The following is a 15091-nucleotide window of genomic DNA, read 5'->3' as shown; positions in this document are numbered from 1 at the left end:
CCCCACCTCCGCTCCGGGTCACTCGCGGTCCACGCTGGATTGCAGGAGTGACCTGCTGTGAGTGAGATGACTTTCGAGCAGCTATGCGAGCTGTTCGCCTATTCCCCCAAGCGCCGCCCCCTCGATAGCAAAGAGGTTGCCGCGATCCTTGGCATCCATCCGAACACGATGGATCAGTATCGCTTGCGTGGCGAAGGCCCGCGCTATTTCAGCCCGCCCGGCACCCGTCGCGTCTGGTACGCTGAGCTGGATGTGCTCCGCTGGCTCGCCTCCGGTGCTCGCCAGAGCACCAGCCAGTTGTTCGGGGCAGACGACCCGTCCTGCCCCTTCTGAGCAGCTCTCCGCCTAATCCCTCACAAGTAGCGGCAGAGCCGGTTGGGTCCGACCCTGCCGCCGAAAGGATCAACGTGAACAGCATTAATTTACCCGGCCTCCTGAGAGTTCCGCAAGCTGAACGCAAACTCGCAAAATTCGCGCGCGATGAAGAGGGGCCGGATGCGACCGCGCTGCCTCGAATTGACGTCTTACCCGGAGGGCGGCGCTGTGACTGATCTCTCCACCACACCGATGTCTTCCGAGGAGTGGAACAGGACTCTCGCGGCCATGCAAGCGAGCAAGAACCGAGACCTTAGCGTCCCCTCCGGTCACGCGGACCCAGTGACGTTCGCCGCAGCGTTCTTTGACGAAATGGACAGGCGCGAAGAGCGTGCTCACTCACTCCAACTGGGTGATCCCATCACGTTGACCGAGTGGAACACCGCCACCCCGAAGCCGCGTACGATCATCGACCGATGGTTCTACGAGGACGTGGGCGTCTTTATCGCTCCGGGAGGAACTGGGAAGACCACGCTTCTCCTGTTTCAGATCATTCACCTCATCCTGGGACTGGACCTGTTCGGACTGGAGGTGCGCGCCCCCGGACCAGTCATCATCATCACGGCAGAGGACAGTAGGGAGACGCTCATCGCTCGCCTGCGCTTCATGTGCCACCAGTTGAACCTGACGGATGAGCAGAAGGCGGCAATCCGCGAAGGCGTGATCATCACCGATGTGTCTGGACGAGGTCTCAAGCTGACGACCGTCGAGAAGGATGTGGTGATGCCCAGCAAACAGCTCGACCGTCTGATTGTTGAGGTTGGACTTCGTTGCCCCTCATTGCTCATTTTTGATCCGATGGTGTCCTTCGGGGTTGGCGAGAGCCGAATCAATGACGCGGAGCAGGGGCTCATTGAAGCAGGGCGTCGGATCAGGAACGCGGTGGGCTGCGGTGTGATTTATGTTCACCACACCGGCAAGGCGAATGCTCGGGATGAAAGTCTCGACCAGTATAGCGGTCGCGGCGGAAGCGCGCTCGCCGATGGCGCGCGAATGATACACGTTCTTCAGCGCCTGCAACCGGGCGAGTGGACCAGTAAGACGGGTGATATTCTCGGCCCCAAGGACAGCGGGTTCGTTCTCGCTCGGCCCAAGATGACGTGGTGTGAACCACAACCACACCTCTACATCAAACGCCAAGGCTTCGTATTCGACTATTTCGAAGCCGCTGCTCCCGAAGAGGCGATTGCAGCTATGATGAAAAAGAACGCGGAATTGATATTACAGCTGCTCAAGGATGAGTACCTGAAGGGAACGCGGCACACGGGCAGAACCTTGGAAGCTATCAGTCCCATACAGCAGAAGCAGACCCGACTTACGCTTCAACATCTATTGGCGAATGGGCTCGTTGTGAACGAGAAGGTCCAGCGCACCGGGCGCGGAGGAGCTTCCAGCTTTCTCCGCCCCCTCGACGTTCCAATGACCACGTGAATGGGCTTTGGTGCATTGGCGCGTTGTAGGGGCGTTAGGGTGTGTTGAACGCCCCTGGGGCAAGGGCATGCACGCAACGCGACCAGTGCGTTGCTGCGTTAGCCCCTTAGGGGAAACGCACCAATTCCTAGGGGGTCTGGTCGGTGTGGTAACTGGCTGGGGGGGGGGCATTGGCGCGTTGCTCATGAGCGCCGGAGTGGATGCGTGTGGCTAGCTGCCGCCTCCGTGCTTGCGCAGTAGCCGCCCCAATCCATCATGCAAAGTGAGCCCGCCATCTGCGCGACCGTCAAACAGGGTATTAGTTGGCCGAAGGCATCTGAGCTGACCTAAGCAATTGTAATAACAAAATAATCGTTGCGGACCTACAACCGGCTTCCCTACGCTTTAGCCCATGCTTAGCCGCTTGGGAGCGTACAATGGTCGATGAAGTTGACACCCGTATTCCGCTGGATCTTCACCCCGGCGCGATTGCCAATTTGCCAGGGTATGAGGAGGAAGAAGTTCGCGCCGTTTTGAACGGCACCGAACGGCTTCTTCGAACGACTACCGAGAACCTTGCAGCAATCCATGACGCGAAAGCGGCGGCAGCGACCGACCCGACGCTTACGCCCGCTGCCGCGCTCTTAAAGGTAGATGACTACGCCTCGGCGCGGATGAGCACCGTGACGAAGCAGTGGGACCAGATAGCCAGTACGCTCGCCAACAACATTGCTCAGTACGAAAAGGAGCTGTCAGCCCCGATCATCGCTAAGGCCAGCCAGATGGTGTCAGGCGAGATACGCTCGCACTTCAAGAGCCTGCCGCAATCTGAGCGGGTGTCCGCAGTACAAGCAGCCATTCGAGCGGGCGACGAGGTGACGTGCTCAAGCCTCTTTGGCGCACCCGCGTATCTCTCAGGGCTGAATGAAGAGATGCATCGGGAGTTTACCCGTCTTTGGCAGGAGAAGGTCAATCCACTCGTCGCCAAGCGCCTCCGAGCAGTGAGCGCCGCTCACGAATACGTCGAGCGCACCGGCCCGCTTATGCTGAAGGAGTGGCATAACGCGGTTGGGGTCATTGAGGAGACCCGAGAAGATCGGAGCGGACGCAGGATCGTCGTCGGGCGAAGCACGGCCAGTGCAATTCGCAAAAAGAAAGCGTCGGCCGACCAGCGCTTCGCTCTCCCCGCAAATTGATCCAATCAATTTGGTGGACTGGTCTTATGAGCAAAGTTCAACCGCGATGGTTGGAGGGCTGGAAGCCTACGCCGCCAACCGCGCCGCCGCCCATGGTCAAATCGCGTGGGCCGGGGAACCCCGCATGGACAACAGGTTGCCCGTCACCGAACCCGAATGGTCGTCCCGCGGGCATTCCAGACAAGCGGCTGCTCGCGACACAGCAGATGCTGGATGAGATGCGCACCATCGTGGCGGTGCTCGTCGGCAAGGCGTTGGAGGGCGACACTAACGCCGCGAGCATCGTCCTGTCCAAAGTGATGCCGTCGATCAAGGCGCAGGCCGAAAAGGTCTGTTTCGAGTTTGATGCCGGTGCGCCAATCAGCGAGCAGGTCTCTAAGGTACTCGACGCGATTGCAGCCGGTGCGGTCGCGCCCGACGTTGGCAGGCTCATCATCGAGTCGATCAAGGCGCTGGCGGATGTGCGAGCGACTGAGCAGCTGGAGGCGCGGATCGCCGCTCTGGAGAAGGCGCGGCTCGGGTGAACGCTACCGCACAATTTGGACAAAAAGTGAAAAGGTCGGCGATGCGATCCGCCGGTGCCGGCATAACAACCATACCCCCGAGGGCGAGGATACCCCACCGATGACTGACCTAAGCTCTTGGCGCCCTCCTTACCGCGCCATGTGCCCGGAACCGGGTCCCCACGACCTGTTCCTCCTTGTCCTCATCGATGGGCAGCGGGCGACGATCCAGCACGCGGCTGATCATGCCCGGTGGCGCGTAGCAGCGGAGCGGCTGGCGGAGAGTCAGCGCTGCCAAGTGAAGGTGCTGCCAATGACAGGCGGTGAGTTGATGAACTATCTCGGCATCCGCCCCGCCGCTCCGCACCCGCTTGAAAGCGTGGACACCGAGTTTCGAGCGCAGGCCGTGAGGAACTGCATGGACGTGCTGCGCGAGTGCGGTTCGCAAGAGGACCGAGAACTAGCGCTGGACCTGCTCGGGAAGATGGGAGCGCTCAATTAGCGAACCATGAGCAGCCTGCGCGCCTTGCAGAAGCGGATTTTGCGCTTGGAGCGAGCAGCTATGCCTCGCACGTCACCGATTGTGCTTTGGTTCGGCACATTCGACTGCTTTGCTGAGATCGTCTGGACTGAGATTGAGGCCGGGAATTTGGACCGCCTGGATATGGTCGACATCGTTGCGGCCCTCCGAGCTTGGGAGAACGACGGAACTTGGGATCGATAAATCTGCGATGATCCCAGGAAATATGTTACCTTTTATCTTGCCTAAACTCACACGCCATGTAACATATCTGCTCATCGAGTCGATGTGGAGGATGCCATGATGCCTGTCGTGAGGGTCAACGATGGTACGTTTGCTGATCTGAGTACGCTGAAAACGTGGTTTAAGACCAAGACGCCGAGCGAGACCATCGACCGCCTTGTAAAGGAGGTCATGGAACAGCTCGGCATGGAGCGGGACGACGAGCCGGAAACGGTGGTCACCATGAGCGGCAAGGGCGCTATGGAGTTCGAAACCGCTCCCGGTCTCGCATTCACGAAGCCGCTTTCCGCCTCAATCAACGGAAAGGCAGTTAACAGCCCTCGGTGGTCCGCGATCCTGCTCAAGATGATTGCTGAGGTAAAAGCTACAGGTGTTCAGGGAGAGAAGCTGGTTCGCGAGCTTGGCATCCCCGCTAAGGTCGAGCGGTACGACGAGGAGGGGTTCAAGTATCATCCTGACCTCGGCATCTCGGTGCAAGGACAGTCCGCGTCAGATGCGTGGAAGGAGATCGACCGCATCGCGAAGAAACTGCGGGTGCCGGTCGAAGTGGAGTTCTGGTGGCGGCAGAATCCGAAGGCTCAGTACCCCGGCCGCACGGGCATTTTGCGCTCCGGCACCGCATAAGAGATTCACGCACGTGTAACATGCAGCGCCTCGCGCCCGTTGGCGCGGGGCGCTCCACGTGCCGTTAGGAGAGCAGATCGCGAGGTTCCTTCGTTATGCTTAAGCGATGATTAGCAGGCCCTCATCGGTCATAGTGATGCGCTTGTACGCCCCGTCCTCAATATCGCGGAAGATGCGTCCGTCTCCGACTAGCTCGGTAGCAAGCGCTTGCACGTCCTCGTCGTTCAAGAAGGTCTCTTTGCTAATGTAGTTGAGAAATTCGTCGCCAATCTCATTTTCGAATGCTTCCATGGCCGTGATGATCAGACTGTCATCCACAACGAGATTATAATCGATCGACGCCTTGACCATGTTCACGCTTTTGGGTTCCCAGTGGGAAAACTCCGTCATTACCAAAACACTCACGCACTCGGCCTCGTTGGGCCGCTTGTCGAATTGCCCGAACATGCCCTTGCGAACGTCGAGTGCAACGAATGAGGCTTGTTTTGCTTTCTCCGGCGTCTGCGGGCCTGCGAGGCAGGTGTTCAACAGACAGAAAACCCCCTCGTCTGTGTGGTCGGTAATCTCGAGGATACGGCACGCTCGAATGGATTGAGGGATGTCCCGCAAGCTCTGGTCGTTGCCGAGGAAGAATGGCTCTCCCTCCACCGTCAAGCCAAGGATGATGCGTTCACCATCGCCTACGAAGGCCTCGTGACAAGCGGTGCCATTAGACCTCGCGCGAACACGCGTCTGGCCATCCACCTGGTCAAACTTGATCTTGAAAGCGACTGTCTTTGCCCACTTGGGCGCGAACTTTACGTCGATAGTGGTGCCGTACGAGATTCGGCTCGCCTTCTTGAAGGAGCGCTTGAATGCGCCATCGATTGTCTGCTCGACGCCGACTTTCTTACACTCTACGAAGCCGGCTAATTTGCTCATTTCGGTTTCAGGCTCGCCGTCATCGTCGAGATGAAACAATCCAAATTCGACCTTGTGGCCCGCGCCCGAGAAGCCGACCAGCTTCGGCTCTAATACCAAACGAGCCTTCGCGTGCTCGTCCATGTACAGAGCAGCAAGAGTCAGCACCTCAAGCATGTCGCCGACCTTGCGGCCGATTTGATGCCCTGCCCGACGATAGTGCGAGATATATTTAAAAACGTCCGAAAGATGGACGTAATCCGGTTGATCTTGATGGAGGTCGTCAACGACCTCGGGTTCGACGGGAATGTCTTCGTCAAAAAGGCTGGCCATGGGGTCGATTGAGCATCTCGCGAACAGCCGTGCAAGGCCAACCTTCCGGTTGCTTCATTCGGGCGGCCCACATTACAAGGCTCAAACGCGCTCGCTTCATGGCGGCCGACCCTGCTTTAATCCGCTCGTGGAGCTCTATCGTATGACCGCTGGCCGCACAGTAATTGGCAATTCCAGAGACTGGTGCACGCCTCTCAAGTACGTTCAGGCGGTTCGGGAGGTTCTGGGCGAGATTGAACTGGATCCTTGCTCTAACCAATGGTCGAAAGTTGCCGCCAAGACCGAGTGGAAGCTCCCTCATAGCGATGGACTTCACCACAAGTGGGACTTCCCAACGATCTACGTGAACCCGCCGTACGGTTCTGATCAAGAACGCGGGACGCGGATCATTCATTGGCTGCATAAATGCTCTGACGCCCACGAGGATTTTGGGTCCGAGGTGATCGCGCTGGTGCCGATTGCGGCGAATACACTCCACTGGAAGCGCTATGTTTGGCCCACCGCCGCCTCGATTTGCTTCCTCTACGATACCCGCTTGCGATTCCTGGTCGAAGGGCGCGACGACGGGAAGGGCGCCCCGATGGCGTGCGCCGCGATCTATTGGGGCAAGAACAAAGCCAAGTTCGCCCAGGTATTTCGGCAGCACGGCGCGGTGGTGGATTTGAGCAATATTGCGCTCCCGGTCGAGGGCCGCCAGCCTACGTTGCGTCTGGTCGGTTAGGGACGAACCGGATAAAGTGTCCCCGTCCTCGCTTCTTGGCGCTGCTGGTGAGCACTACGTAATGTCGCAGCTGCTTCGACGCGGATTTATAGCTGCGCTCGCGCCCGTAGGCGTTCCCTTGGCTGACATTGTAGTCACCGACGATGTCGGCGAACGCGCTTGCGCTCTTCAGGTGAAGACGCGCCGCAATCTCGGTTCCGATGGTGGTTGGCACATGAAAGCCAAGCACGAGCAGATAAGAGGCGAATCGCTGTTCTACTGCTTCGTGGATTTCGGCAACGAAGCGGACGATGCCCCGACCACCTATGTCATCCCGAGCAACGTGGTGGCCGACACGCTGGCTCTCGCTCATCGCACTTGGCTAGCTCGCCCCGGTCGAGGCGGGCGACCGCACAAGGACGGGGAAATGCGACGACTGTTACCCAGCTACGCACATCTTGACCTTGCAGGTCACGGCGCGGGTTGGCTTGAGAAGTACAGAGGTGCTTGGAGGTTGCTTCGGGCAGCCTCTGAATGCGGCGACGCTTAAGAAGCCCAGTTGGCTAGAAATACGCTAGAGCCCGCCGCGCGAAACTGGTGCAGCGCCAAAGGCCAGCCTCTAATTGTCTGTTGTACTTAGAAAAAATGGTGGACGCACTAGGGCTCGAACCTAGGACCCGCTGATTAAGAGTCAGCTGCTCTACCAACTGAGCTATGCGTCCATGCCTGCAAGGGCAATGCGCCGGTGCCGCAGCAGGGCGCGGACGGGCCTTTATCCGGCACCCGACGGCATTGCAACCGCTTTTCAGCTCAATGCCGAACTGCTCCGGGATCGTTGCTGCCGTTCGAAGCTCATCAGCAGGCCGATGCAGATCATCACCGTCATCACGGCCGAGCCGCCATAGCTGATCAGGGGCAGGGGAATGCCGACAACGGGTGCAAGGCCCATGACCATCAGCAGGTTGATGGCAAAGTAGGAGAACAGCACCATCGTCAGCCCCGCACAGCTCAGCTGACCAAAGCGGGTAGGGGCGTTTGCGGCCACTTTCATCGCCCACCTCAGGACGAACAGATAGGCGATGATGATCGCCGTGCCGCCGACCATGCCCCACTCCTCGGTGAGAGTGGCAAAGGCGAAGTCGGTGTGGCCCTCGGGAAGATATTGCAGGTGGCTCTGGCTACCCTGCATGAAGCCCTTGCCGAACACTCCGCCCGAACCGATCGCGATCTTGCTCTGCGTGATGTGATAGCCGGCGCCCATGGGGTCGCTCTCCGGATCGAGGAAGATGTCGATCCGTTTCTTCTGGTAACCGTGTAGCAGGAACTCATAGATCGGGATGATCGCTGCCGCGATCGCCGCGCCCGGAATCAGGAACCAGCGCAGCGGAAGCCCCGCCAGGAACATCACGGTGACACCCGCGAACACCACCATCAGGCCCGTGCCAAGGTCGGGCTGAGCGATGATCAGCAGTGCCGGCACGCCGATCAACGCGGCGGCCGGCCAGATTGCGCGGAAGCTGCGGATGTCGCCGGCCGGCAGAAGTTCGTAGAAGCGCGCCAGCATAAGGGCGATCGTCGGCTTCATGAACTCGGACGGCTGAAGGCGGATAATGCCGAGGTCGAGCCAGCGCTGCGCCCCCTTGCCGACGATGCCCATGGCATCCGTCAGCACCAGTGCAATGACGATCGCGCCATAGATCGGCATCACCAGCGGCTTGATCCGCTCCTCCCGCACGTTGCTCAGGGCGACCGCCATTCCGAGGAACAGCGCGATGGCCATGCCCTGCTTGAGCGCCCACGGCTGGATCGAACCGCCGGCCGCCGAGTAGAGGTTTACCAGCCCGAACAGACCGATGGCGACGATCAGGAACAGGAGCTTCCACGGCAGCCGGGCGAGCGGTTGCGGGATGATCGAGGAAAGGATCATGCGCCGGCTTGCCCATCATCGGCCTTCGCGGCGGCAGCCTTGAGCTGCGCCGCGCTTTGCGCCGCCGCCTTGAACGCGGCGGAGCGGCGGGCATTGCGCTCGGCCAGGGAGCCGCCCCATTCCTGCTCCATCGGCGCAAGGGTCGCCCAGGCCTTTTGCTGATCGAACAGGTAGGTCATGCTGTCACGCACGATCGGTGCCGCCACGGACGCGCCGAAGCCGCCATGCTCGATGATGCAGCCGATCGCATATTTCGGCTTGTCGGCCGGGGCGAAGGCGATGAACAGGGCGTGGTCGCGAAGGGCCCAGTTCGAATTGGCGACTTTGCGCTGGGTAAGCTTGTACACCTGCGCGGTGCCCGTCTTGCCGGCCATCAGCACGCCGGGGATCTGCAGCTTGGACGCAACGGCGGTGCCGCTGCCGTTCACCACCGCCGACATCGCGTCCCGAACGATAGCGAGATGCTGGGGGTCGACGGCGACCGGCGCAATGGGCGGCTTGGGAGCGCCCATCAGCAAGCGCGGCTGGATCAGTTTCCCGCCACCCAGCCGACCCGGCATGACCGCCAGCTGGAGCGGGTTGATCAGCACATAGCCCTGTCCGATCGAGGTGTTGGCGCTGTCGAAGCCCTGCCACTTGCGCTTGTACTTCTGCTCAAGCCACTTGGGGCTCGGCATGGTGCCGAAGCGCTGGTTGACCGGCATCTGTGGGAAGTTCTGCCCATAGCCCAAGTAGTTCACCATCTCGGTGGTGAGCTCGGGGTCCGTCCGAAGCCCCATCGACCAGAAATAGGTGTTGCAGCTGCGCTCGATCGCCGAGTGCATGTCCATCGAGCCATGCTTGGCGTCACAGCTGAAGAAGCGGTTGCCGATACGCAGGCCGCCCGGGCAGAATACCCTTTGCTTGGGATCAATCCCCTGTTTCAGGAAGGCGAGCGCCATGGCCGGCTTGATCGTCGATCCAGAGGGATAAAGTCCCTGGCTGACCTTGTTGATGAGCGGCTTGTGATCGTCCTCCGAGAGCATCCGCCACTCGGTCCGCCCGATCCCGCTTGAAAAGTTGTTCGGATCGAACGCGGGCATGGAGACGAACGCCAGCACGTCACCCGTATCGACATCCAGCGCCACCAGTGCGCCCGAATTGTCGCCCATCCGCCGCGCCGCATATTCCTGCAGGCCTGCGTCGATGGTCAGTGCCACCGTGCTTCCGCTCTGGTCGGGCTTGGGGTCCAGTTCCTTGACCAGCTTGCCGCTGGCGGTGACCTCGATCCGCTGCCCGCCCGGCTTTCCGCGCATGTAGGGCTCGAGCGTTTTCTCCAGCCCCTGCTTGCCGATCTTGAACCCGGGCGTCAGGAACAGCGGGTCCTTGGTCTTCTTATAGTCCTCGGCAGAGGGCGTTCCGACATAGCCGACCAGGTGCGCCACGGCCGGACCGGTGGGGTAGAAGCGCGAGAAACCACGCATCGGCTGCACGCCCGGGAGCTCCGGCAGCCGCACCGTCACCGCCGCATAGCGCTCATAAGGAACGTTCTCGGCCACCTGCACCGGCTGGAATCCCACGGCGGCCTTGATGTCGCGGTTAATCCGATCGACCTCGTCGGGGGTCAGCGCGAGCAGGTTCGTCAGCACGGCGACGGTGGCAGGAACGTCCTTCACCTGGTCGGGAATGAGGTCGACCCGGAAGTTCGAGCGGTTGATGGCAATCGGCTTGCCGTGGCGATCGACGATCCACCCGCGCCGGGGCGGTACGATGATCAGCTGGACCCGGTTGCTCTCGGACAGCAGGTTATACTTCTGGTTTTCCTTGACGGCGAGCCAGCCCAGCCGTCCCACCAGTGCGCCGCCAACCAGCACCTGCGCTCCGCCAACCACGGCCATCCGCCGGGAGAAGGTAAGGTTCTGGTGGACCGCGGTGAAGCGGATGGGCGCGTTCACCGGCCCAGCCTCCAGCGGTCAAGGCGGCTCGCGGCCCAGGCCGCGACCGGGAATGCGAGGATGGCGATGATCAGCGGCGACCAGATCACGTGGAACTCATTGGGAGCGCCCATCAGGGCATCGACTTTCCACCGTAGAACCGCGCTGATGAACAGGAGCACAGCGGCCAGCAGCCATTCGATCCAGTAATCGCGCCACATGGTGCGGCGGTCGGCCAGGTCGAGCAGCAACATCGACAGTGTCCAGAGGAACACGGACAGGCCGATCGGCTCACCCACGACCAGGTCGTTCCACAGGCCGAGCGGTGCCGCCCACCAGCCCGGGAAGGCGTCCGACCGCAGCAGCCGCCAGGCGATCAGCATCAAATAGCCGAAGCTCGGTCCCCAGCCGACTTGGGCAACGATCGGCAACAGCGCGATGGCGCTGGCGGCGGCGATGCTGGCCGGAGCGACAAACGGCGCGATCGTCTTGGGACCGCGCCCGATCTGGCTTTTGCCGGCAAGAGCCGAGCGAACCATCAGCGCGCCTCGCTCATGGCCGCGTTGGTCTCGGTGGCCGTGTCCAGCGCGGCCTCCTCATACGGCCGCTCGACCTGCGCGAAGCTGGCATCGGCGGGATCGGCCATGGGCACCGCGATCGCACCATCGTCGTCGAGCTTCACCACTCGCGCGATCGGCACGCCGGGTGGGTAAAGACCGCCCGTGCCACTGGTGACCACGATGTCGCCGCGCCTGAACGGATTGCGGCCAACCTCGAGCGGGCGGACGTCGATTGTTCCGTTGCCGCGCCCGGTGCTGATCACCGCCTGGCCGGTCCGGAGGAGCCTTGCCGGCACCACGTTGGCGCGGTCCGAGACCAGCAGCACCCGGCTTGCCATCCCGCCCGCCTCGATGATCCGTCCCACCAAACCGTCCGCCGCGCGTACCGGCATTCCCACCTGCACACCGTCGGTGCGTCCCGCGGAGATCACTGCGAAGCGCCGCTGGCTTTCGAAGGAGGAGCCGACAATCCGTCCGCTGGCGACCGCCACCGGGGTCCGCTCCCGCAGCTGCAGCGCGGCCTTCAGCTGCGTATTTTCGTTGAGGATCGCCCGGGCTTGGATGATCTGCCGCCTGAGTGCCGCCTGCTCGGCCTTGAGGCCGCCGTTCTGCCGGGCGGCGTCCCAGTAGTTCTCGGCGCCGCTGAACAGCCCGCCGACCGTACTCGTGACCGCGCGCAGTGAATTGCTGACCGGCGCGGTCACGTCGAGTGCCACGCCTCGCACGCCGGAGTAGGCCCGCGGTGCGAAGATGGAGAGCCCCAGCAGGGCGAGCCCGATCAGCGCCCCGGCAACCAGCGCCAGGAAGCTGAAGAACAGGCCATATTGCGCCCGCCGCGACCAGCCCGGGCGCGCACCCCTCGGCGGCGCCACGCGTCAAGCCCCTCTTACGCGGTCTGGAGGACGCCGCGGAACTGCTCTTCCTCGAGCGCGCGGCCGGTTCCGAGCGCGACGCAGGTGAGCGGATCCTCGGCAACGGTGACCGGCAGGCCGGTTTCGTCCCGCAGCACTTCGTCCAGGCCCTGCAGCAGCGCGCCGCCACCGGTCAGCACGATGCCCTGGTCGCAGATGTCGGCCGCCAGTTCCGGCGCGGTGTTCTCCAGCGCGATGCGGACGCCCTCGACGATGGTGCCCACGGGCTCCGACAACGCCTCGGCGATCTGGCCCTGGTTGATGCTGATTTCCTTGGGCACGCCGTTCACCAGGTCGCGGCCCTTGATGTGCACCGTCTTGCCAATGCCGTCGACCGGCGGCTTGGCGATGCCGACTTCCTGCTTGATCCGCTCGGCCGTGGCTTCGCCGATCAGAAGGTTGTGGTTGCGGCGAACGTAGGAGCTGATCGCTTCGTCCATCTTGTCGCCGCCGACGCGCACCGAAGTGGTGTAGGCCAGGCCGCGCAAGGACAGCACCGCGACCTCCGTCGTGCCGCCGCCGATATCGACCACCATCGATCCGATCGGCTCGGTCACCGGCATATCCGCGCCGATTGCCGCCGCCATCGGTTCCTCGATCAGGTAGACCGCCGAGGCGCCCGCGTTGGAAGCGGCGTCGCGGATCGCGCGGCGCTCGACGCTGGTGGAGCCCGACGGCACGCAGATCACGATTTCCGGGAAGCGCCAGGCGCGCATCTTGCCGCCGTGCACCTTGTGGATGAAGTGCTTGATCATCTGCTCGGCCACGTCGATGTCGGCGATCACACCGTCACGCAGCGGCCGGATCGCCTCGATCTGGTCCGGCGTTTTGCCCATCATCAGCTTGGCGTCGTCACCGACGGCCTTGACCTTCTTAACGCCGTTGATGGTCTCGATCGCGACCACCGACGGTTCGTTCAGCACGATCCCCCGACCGCGCACGTAGACGAGCGTGTTTGCCGTCCCGAGATCGATCGCCATGTCGTGCGACATCCACTTGAACCACCGAGTCCAGAACATGCCCGCTCGTCTTCCTGAAAAATGATTAAATCCCAATGAGGTAACTGCCGGTAAATCGCGTCCGGTCACAGTCCCTCGCCCGCCTTAACCGATTGGGCTAGACCCCCACCCATGTCAATAAGAAGGCTGCCTTCTCACCTTGTGGATCGAATCGCCGCCGGCGAGGTGGTTGAGCGCCCCGCAAGCGCTCTGAAAGAGCTCGTCGAGAACGCACTCGATGCGGGCGCGCGGACCGTTCACATTCGCCTGTCGGCTGGCGGGCTCGATCTCGTCGAGGTGACGGACGACGGATCGGGCATGAATCCAGCCGAAATGAGCCTCGCGCTTGAGCGGCACGCCACCTCCAAGCTGCCCGACGAGCGGATCGAGGCCGTTGCGAGCTTCGGCTTTCGCGGCGAAGCCTTGCCTTCCATCGCCAGCGTCAGCCGCTTCACTCTGGAGAGCCGCCTCCCAGGGCACGATGGCTGGCGAATCACGATCGATCATGGCGAGCGCGCAGGGGAGGGGCCGGCGGCGCTCCCGCCCGGCACCCGGGTCCGGGTCGACGAACTATTCGCCCGCGTGCCCGCCCGCCGCAAGTTCCTGCGCTCCCCGCGCGCCGAATATGCCGCCTGCCTCGACACCGTCCGCCGCCTCGCCATGAGCAGACCGGATGTCGGCTTCACCCTTGAGCACGACGGGCGCCGCACACTCTCGGTGCAGCCGTCCACCTTGCCCGGGCGCGTGGCAGCGCTGCTTGATCCGGAGTTGGAGCGCGCCGGCCTGCCGATAGACCTCCAGCGCGGACCGTTGTCGCTGGGTGGCGTGGTTTCGCTTCCGACCTTCAATCGGGGCGCCGCCGATCACCAGTATCTGTTCGTCAACGGTCGTCCGGTGAAGGACCGTCTGCTGGTCGGCGCCCTCAGGGCCGCCTACAGCGACGTCCTTGCTCGCGACCGCCATCCGATCGCCGCGCTCTTCCTGGTGCTCCCGCTCGAGGAAGTGGACGTCAACGTTCACCCCGCCAAGACCGAAGTCCGCTTCCGTGACCCCCAGGCGGTGCGCGGCCTCATCGTCGGCGGCCTTCGTCACGCCCTCGACGAGGCTGGCCATCGCAGCGCCGCCCGGATGCAGGCCGCCGCCGAGGTCAACTGGACGACCGAGTTCGATCAGCCGGAGCGTAGCGAGCGTGAGCACGCAGAGCGCCTGGATCAGCCGAGCCAACCGGACTACGGATGGCCGGACGCGCTGTCAGTCACCCACGTCCGCGAAACCCAGAGCCTCTTCACCGCCGCTCCGGCCGCCAGGGCCGAGCCCGCAAGCGCGCCTGTGCCGAGCCATCCACTTGGCGTCGCCCGCGGCCAGGTCGCGGCCACCTACATCGTCGCCGAAGCGGAGGACGGCCTCGTCCTCGTCGACCAGCACGCCGCGCATGAACGGCTCGTGCTCGAACGTCTGAAGCGGGGGGCCAGCAACGGCGGGGTCGCGCGGCAAGCGTTGCTTCTGCCCGAAGTGGTCGAACTGGACGAACCCGATTGCGACCGGCTCGAGGACGCTGCCAGTGAACTTGCCGGCTTTGGCCTCGAGATCGAACGGTTCGGCACCAACGCCATCCTCGTCCGCGCCACGCCGGCGCCGCTTGGCCAGCCGGACCTGAAGCGTCTGCTTGGCGACCTTGCGGCCGAAATCGCAGAGCTGGGCGGCCCTCAGGCGCTCAAGGAACGGCTTGACCTCGTCGCGGCCACCTTCGCCTGCCACCACAGCGTTCGCGCCGGCCGGATACTTTCCGTCGCGGAAATGAATGCGCTCCTCCGCGAAATGGAGGTCACTCCCCACAGCGGCCAATGCAACCACGGCCGGCCAACCTGGGTGAAGCTTGCCCACGGCGATATCGAGAAATTATTCGGACGGCGGTGAAGCGAGCAACTTTTCGTTAAACACCCTTCGGTAATCGCATCTACGGGGGGCTGGTAACCGG

General features: G+C 62.6%; 15 protein-coding genes and 1 tRNA gene. 8 read left to right on the top strand and 8 right to left on the bottom strand.

Annotation, left to right across the window (positions count from 1 at the left end):
- The first annotated feature begins 66 nt into the window (after nt 1-66).
- The 6 genes from M8312_RS04770 (at nt 67) to M8312_RS04745 (ending at nt 4871) form a co-directional block, all read left to right on the top strand.
- A complete protein-coding gene (locus M8312_RS04770; RefSeq protein ID WP_349773299.1) occupies nt 67-333 on the top strand; it encodes a helix-turn-helix transcriptional regulator in 267 nt (88 codons plus the stop codon).
- 324 nt (nt 334-657) lie between these two features.
- Nucleotides 658-1806, top strand: coding sequence for an AAA family ATPase (locus M8312_RS04765; RefSeq protein WP_250119236.1), 1149 nt, complete (start codon nt 658-660; stop codon nt 1804-1806).
- Nucleotides 1807-2222: 416 nt separating this feature from the next.
- On the top strand, nt 2223-2981 hold the full coding sequence (locus M8312_RS04760; protein ID WP_250119235.1) for a hypothetical protein: 759 nt from the start codon (nt 2223-2225) through the stop codon (nt 2979-2981).
- Between the two features lie 206 nt (nt 2982-3187).
- On the top strand, nt 3188-3505 hold the full coding sequence (locus M8312_RS04755) for a hypothetical protein (RefSeq protein WP_250119234.1): 318 nt from the start codon (nt 3188-3190) through the stop codon (nt 3503-3505).
- A gap of 139 nt (nt 3506-3644) precedes the next feature.
- Complete coding sequence (locus M8312_RS04750) at nt 3645-3986, top strand: hypothetical protein (protein WP_250119233.1); 342 nt, start codon at nt 3645-3647, stop codon at nt 3984-3986.
- Nucleotides 3987-4304: 318 nt separating this feature from the next.
- Complete coding sequence (locus M8312_RS04745; RefSeq protein ID WP_250119232.1) at nt 4305-4871, top strand: T4SS efffector SepA family protein; 567 nt, start codon at nt 4305-4307, stop codon at nt 4869-4871.
- Between the two features lie 99 nt (nt 4872-4970).
- Here the strand turns inward: M8312_RS04745 and M8312_RS04740 are convergent, their stop codons facing one another.
- Complete coding sequence (locus M8312_RS04740; protein WP_250119231.1) at nt 4971-6104, bottom strand: hypothetical protein; 1134 nt, start codon at nt 6102-6104, stop codon at nt 4971-4973.
- Between the two features lie 127 nt (nt 6105-6231).
- Here M8312_RS04740 and M8312_RS04735 point away from each other — a divergent pair, with 127 nt between their 5' ends.
- Nucleotides 6232-6825 (top strand): DNA N-6-adenine-methyltransferase, encoded by a 594-nt coding sequence (locus M8312_RS04735; protein ID WP_250119230.1) that lies wholly within the window; start codon nt 6232-6234, stop codon nt 6823-6825.
- Here M8312_RS04735 and M8312_RS04730 read toward each other — a convergent pair.
- The 7 genes from M8312_RS04730 to M8312_RS04700 all read right to left on the bottom strand — a co-directional run bounded on the left by M8312_RS04730 (nt 6803) and on the right by M8312_RS04700 (nt 13134).
- On the bottom strand, nt 6803-7177 hold the full coding sequence (locus M8312_RS04730) for a hypothetical protein (protein ID WP_250119229.1): 375 nt from the start codon (nt 7175-7177) through the stop codon (nt 6803-6805). The two genes, M8312_RS04735 and M8312_RS04730, sit on opposite strands and share 23 nt — an antisense overlap.
- A 273-nt stretch (nt 7178-7450) precedes the next feature.
- A tRNA-Lys gene (locus tag M8312_RS04725) sits at nt 7451-7526 on the bottom strand.
- A gap of 83 nt (nt 7527-7609) precedes the next feature.
- Complete coding sequence (gene rodA / locus M8312_RS04720; RefSeq protein WP_250119228.1) at nt 7610-8731, bottom strand: rod shape-determining protein RodA; 1122 nt, start codon at nt 8729-8731, stop codon at nt 7610-7612.
- Complete coding sequence (mrdA, locus tag M8312_RS04715) at nt 8728-10665, bottom strand: penicillin-binding protein 2 (protein ID WP_250119227.1); 1938 nt, start codon at nt 10663-10665, stop codon at nt 8728-8730. The genes rodA and mrdA overlap by 4 nt, the downstream gene beginning before the upstream one ends.
- Nucleotides 10662-11183 (bottom strand): rod shape-determining protein MreD, encoded by a 522-nt coding sequence (mreD, locus tag M8312_RS04710; protein WP_250119226.1) that lies wholly within the window; start codon nt 11181-11183, stop codon nt 10662-10664. Before mreD ends, mrdA begins: the two co-directional genes overlap by 4 nt.
- A complete protein-coding gene (locus M8312_RS04705; protein WP_250119225.1) occupies nt 11183-12076 on the bottom strand; it encodes a rod shape-determining protein MreC in 894 nt (297 codons plus the stop codon). The genes mreD and M8312_RS04705 overlap by 1 nt, the downstream gene beginning before the upstream one ends.
- 14 nt (nt 12077-12090) lie before the next feature.
- A complete protein-coding gene (locus M8312_RS04700; protein WP_114228128.1) occupies nt 12091-13134 on the bottom strand; it encodes a rod shape-determining protein in 1044 nt (347 codons plus the stop codon).
- A gap of 111 nt (nt 13135-13245) precedes the next feature.
- Here M8312_RS04700 and mutL point away from each other — a divergent pair, with 111 nt between their 5' ends.
- Nucleotides 13246-15030: a DNA mismatch repair endonuclease MutL gene (gene mutL, locus M8312_RS04695; protein WP_250119224.1), complete on the top strand. Its 1785-nt coding sequence runs from the start codon at nt 13246-13248 to the stop codon at nt 15028-15030.
- Nucleotides 15031-15091 lie beyond the last annotated feature (61 nt).

Source organism: Sphingomonas sp. KRR8 (genome assembly GCF_023559245.1).
Taxonomy (GTDB): Bacteria; Pseudomonadota; Alphaproteobacteria; order Sphingomonadales; family Sphingomonadaceae; genus Sphingomicrobium.
Note: the sequence above shows the minus strand (reverse complement) of the source record. Positions and strands in the feature narration are given on the sequence as shown.

Coding starts and splice junctions, on each gene's coding strand:
- M8312_RS04770 (WP_349773299.1), top strand. CDS start 67: ATGACTTTCGAGCAGCTATGCGAGCTGTTCGCCTATTCCCCCAAGCGC.
- M8312_RS04745 (WP_250119232.1), top strand. CDS start 4,305: ATGATGCCTGTCGTGAGGGTCAACGATGGTACGTTTGCTGATCTGAGT.
- rodA (WP_250119228.1), bottom strand. CDS start 8,731: ATGATCCTTTCCTCGATCATCCCGCAACCGCTCGCCCGGCTGCCGTGG.
- M8312_RS04740 (WP_250119231.1), bottom strand. CDS start 6,104: ATGGCCAGCCTTTTTGACGAAGACATTCCCGTCGAACCCGAGGTCGTT.
- M8312_RS04730 (WP_250119229.1), bottom strand. CDS start 7,177: ATGAGCGAGAGCCAGCGTGTCGGCCACCACGTTGCTCGGGATGACATA.
- M8312_RS04750 (WP_250119233.1), top strand. CDS start 3,645: ATGTGCCCGGAACCGGGTCCCCACGACCTGTTCCTCCTTGTCCTCATC.
- M8312_RS04760 (WP_250119235.1), top strand. CDS start 2,223: ATGGTCGATGAAGTTGACACCCGTATTCCGCTGGATCTTCACCCCGGC.
- mreD (WP_250119226.1), bottom strand. CDS start 11,183: ATGGTTCGCTCGGCTCTTGCCGGCAAAAGCCAGATCGGGCGCGGTCCC.
- mutL (WP_250119224.1), top strand. CDS start 13,246: ATGTCAATAAGAAGGCTGCCTTCTCACCTTGTGGATCGAATCGCCGCC.
- M8312_RS04700 (WP_114228128.1), bottom strand. CDS start 13,134: ATGTTCTGGACTCGGTGGTTCAAGTGGATGTCGCACGACATGGCGATC.
- M8312_RS04755 (WP_250119234.1), top strand. CDS start 3,188: ATGCTGGATGAGATGCGCACCATCGTGGCGGTGCTCGTCGGCAAGGCG.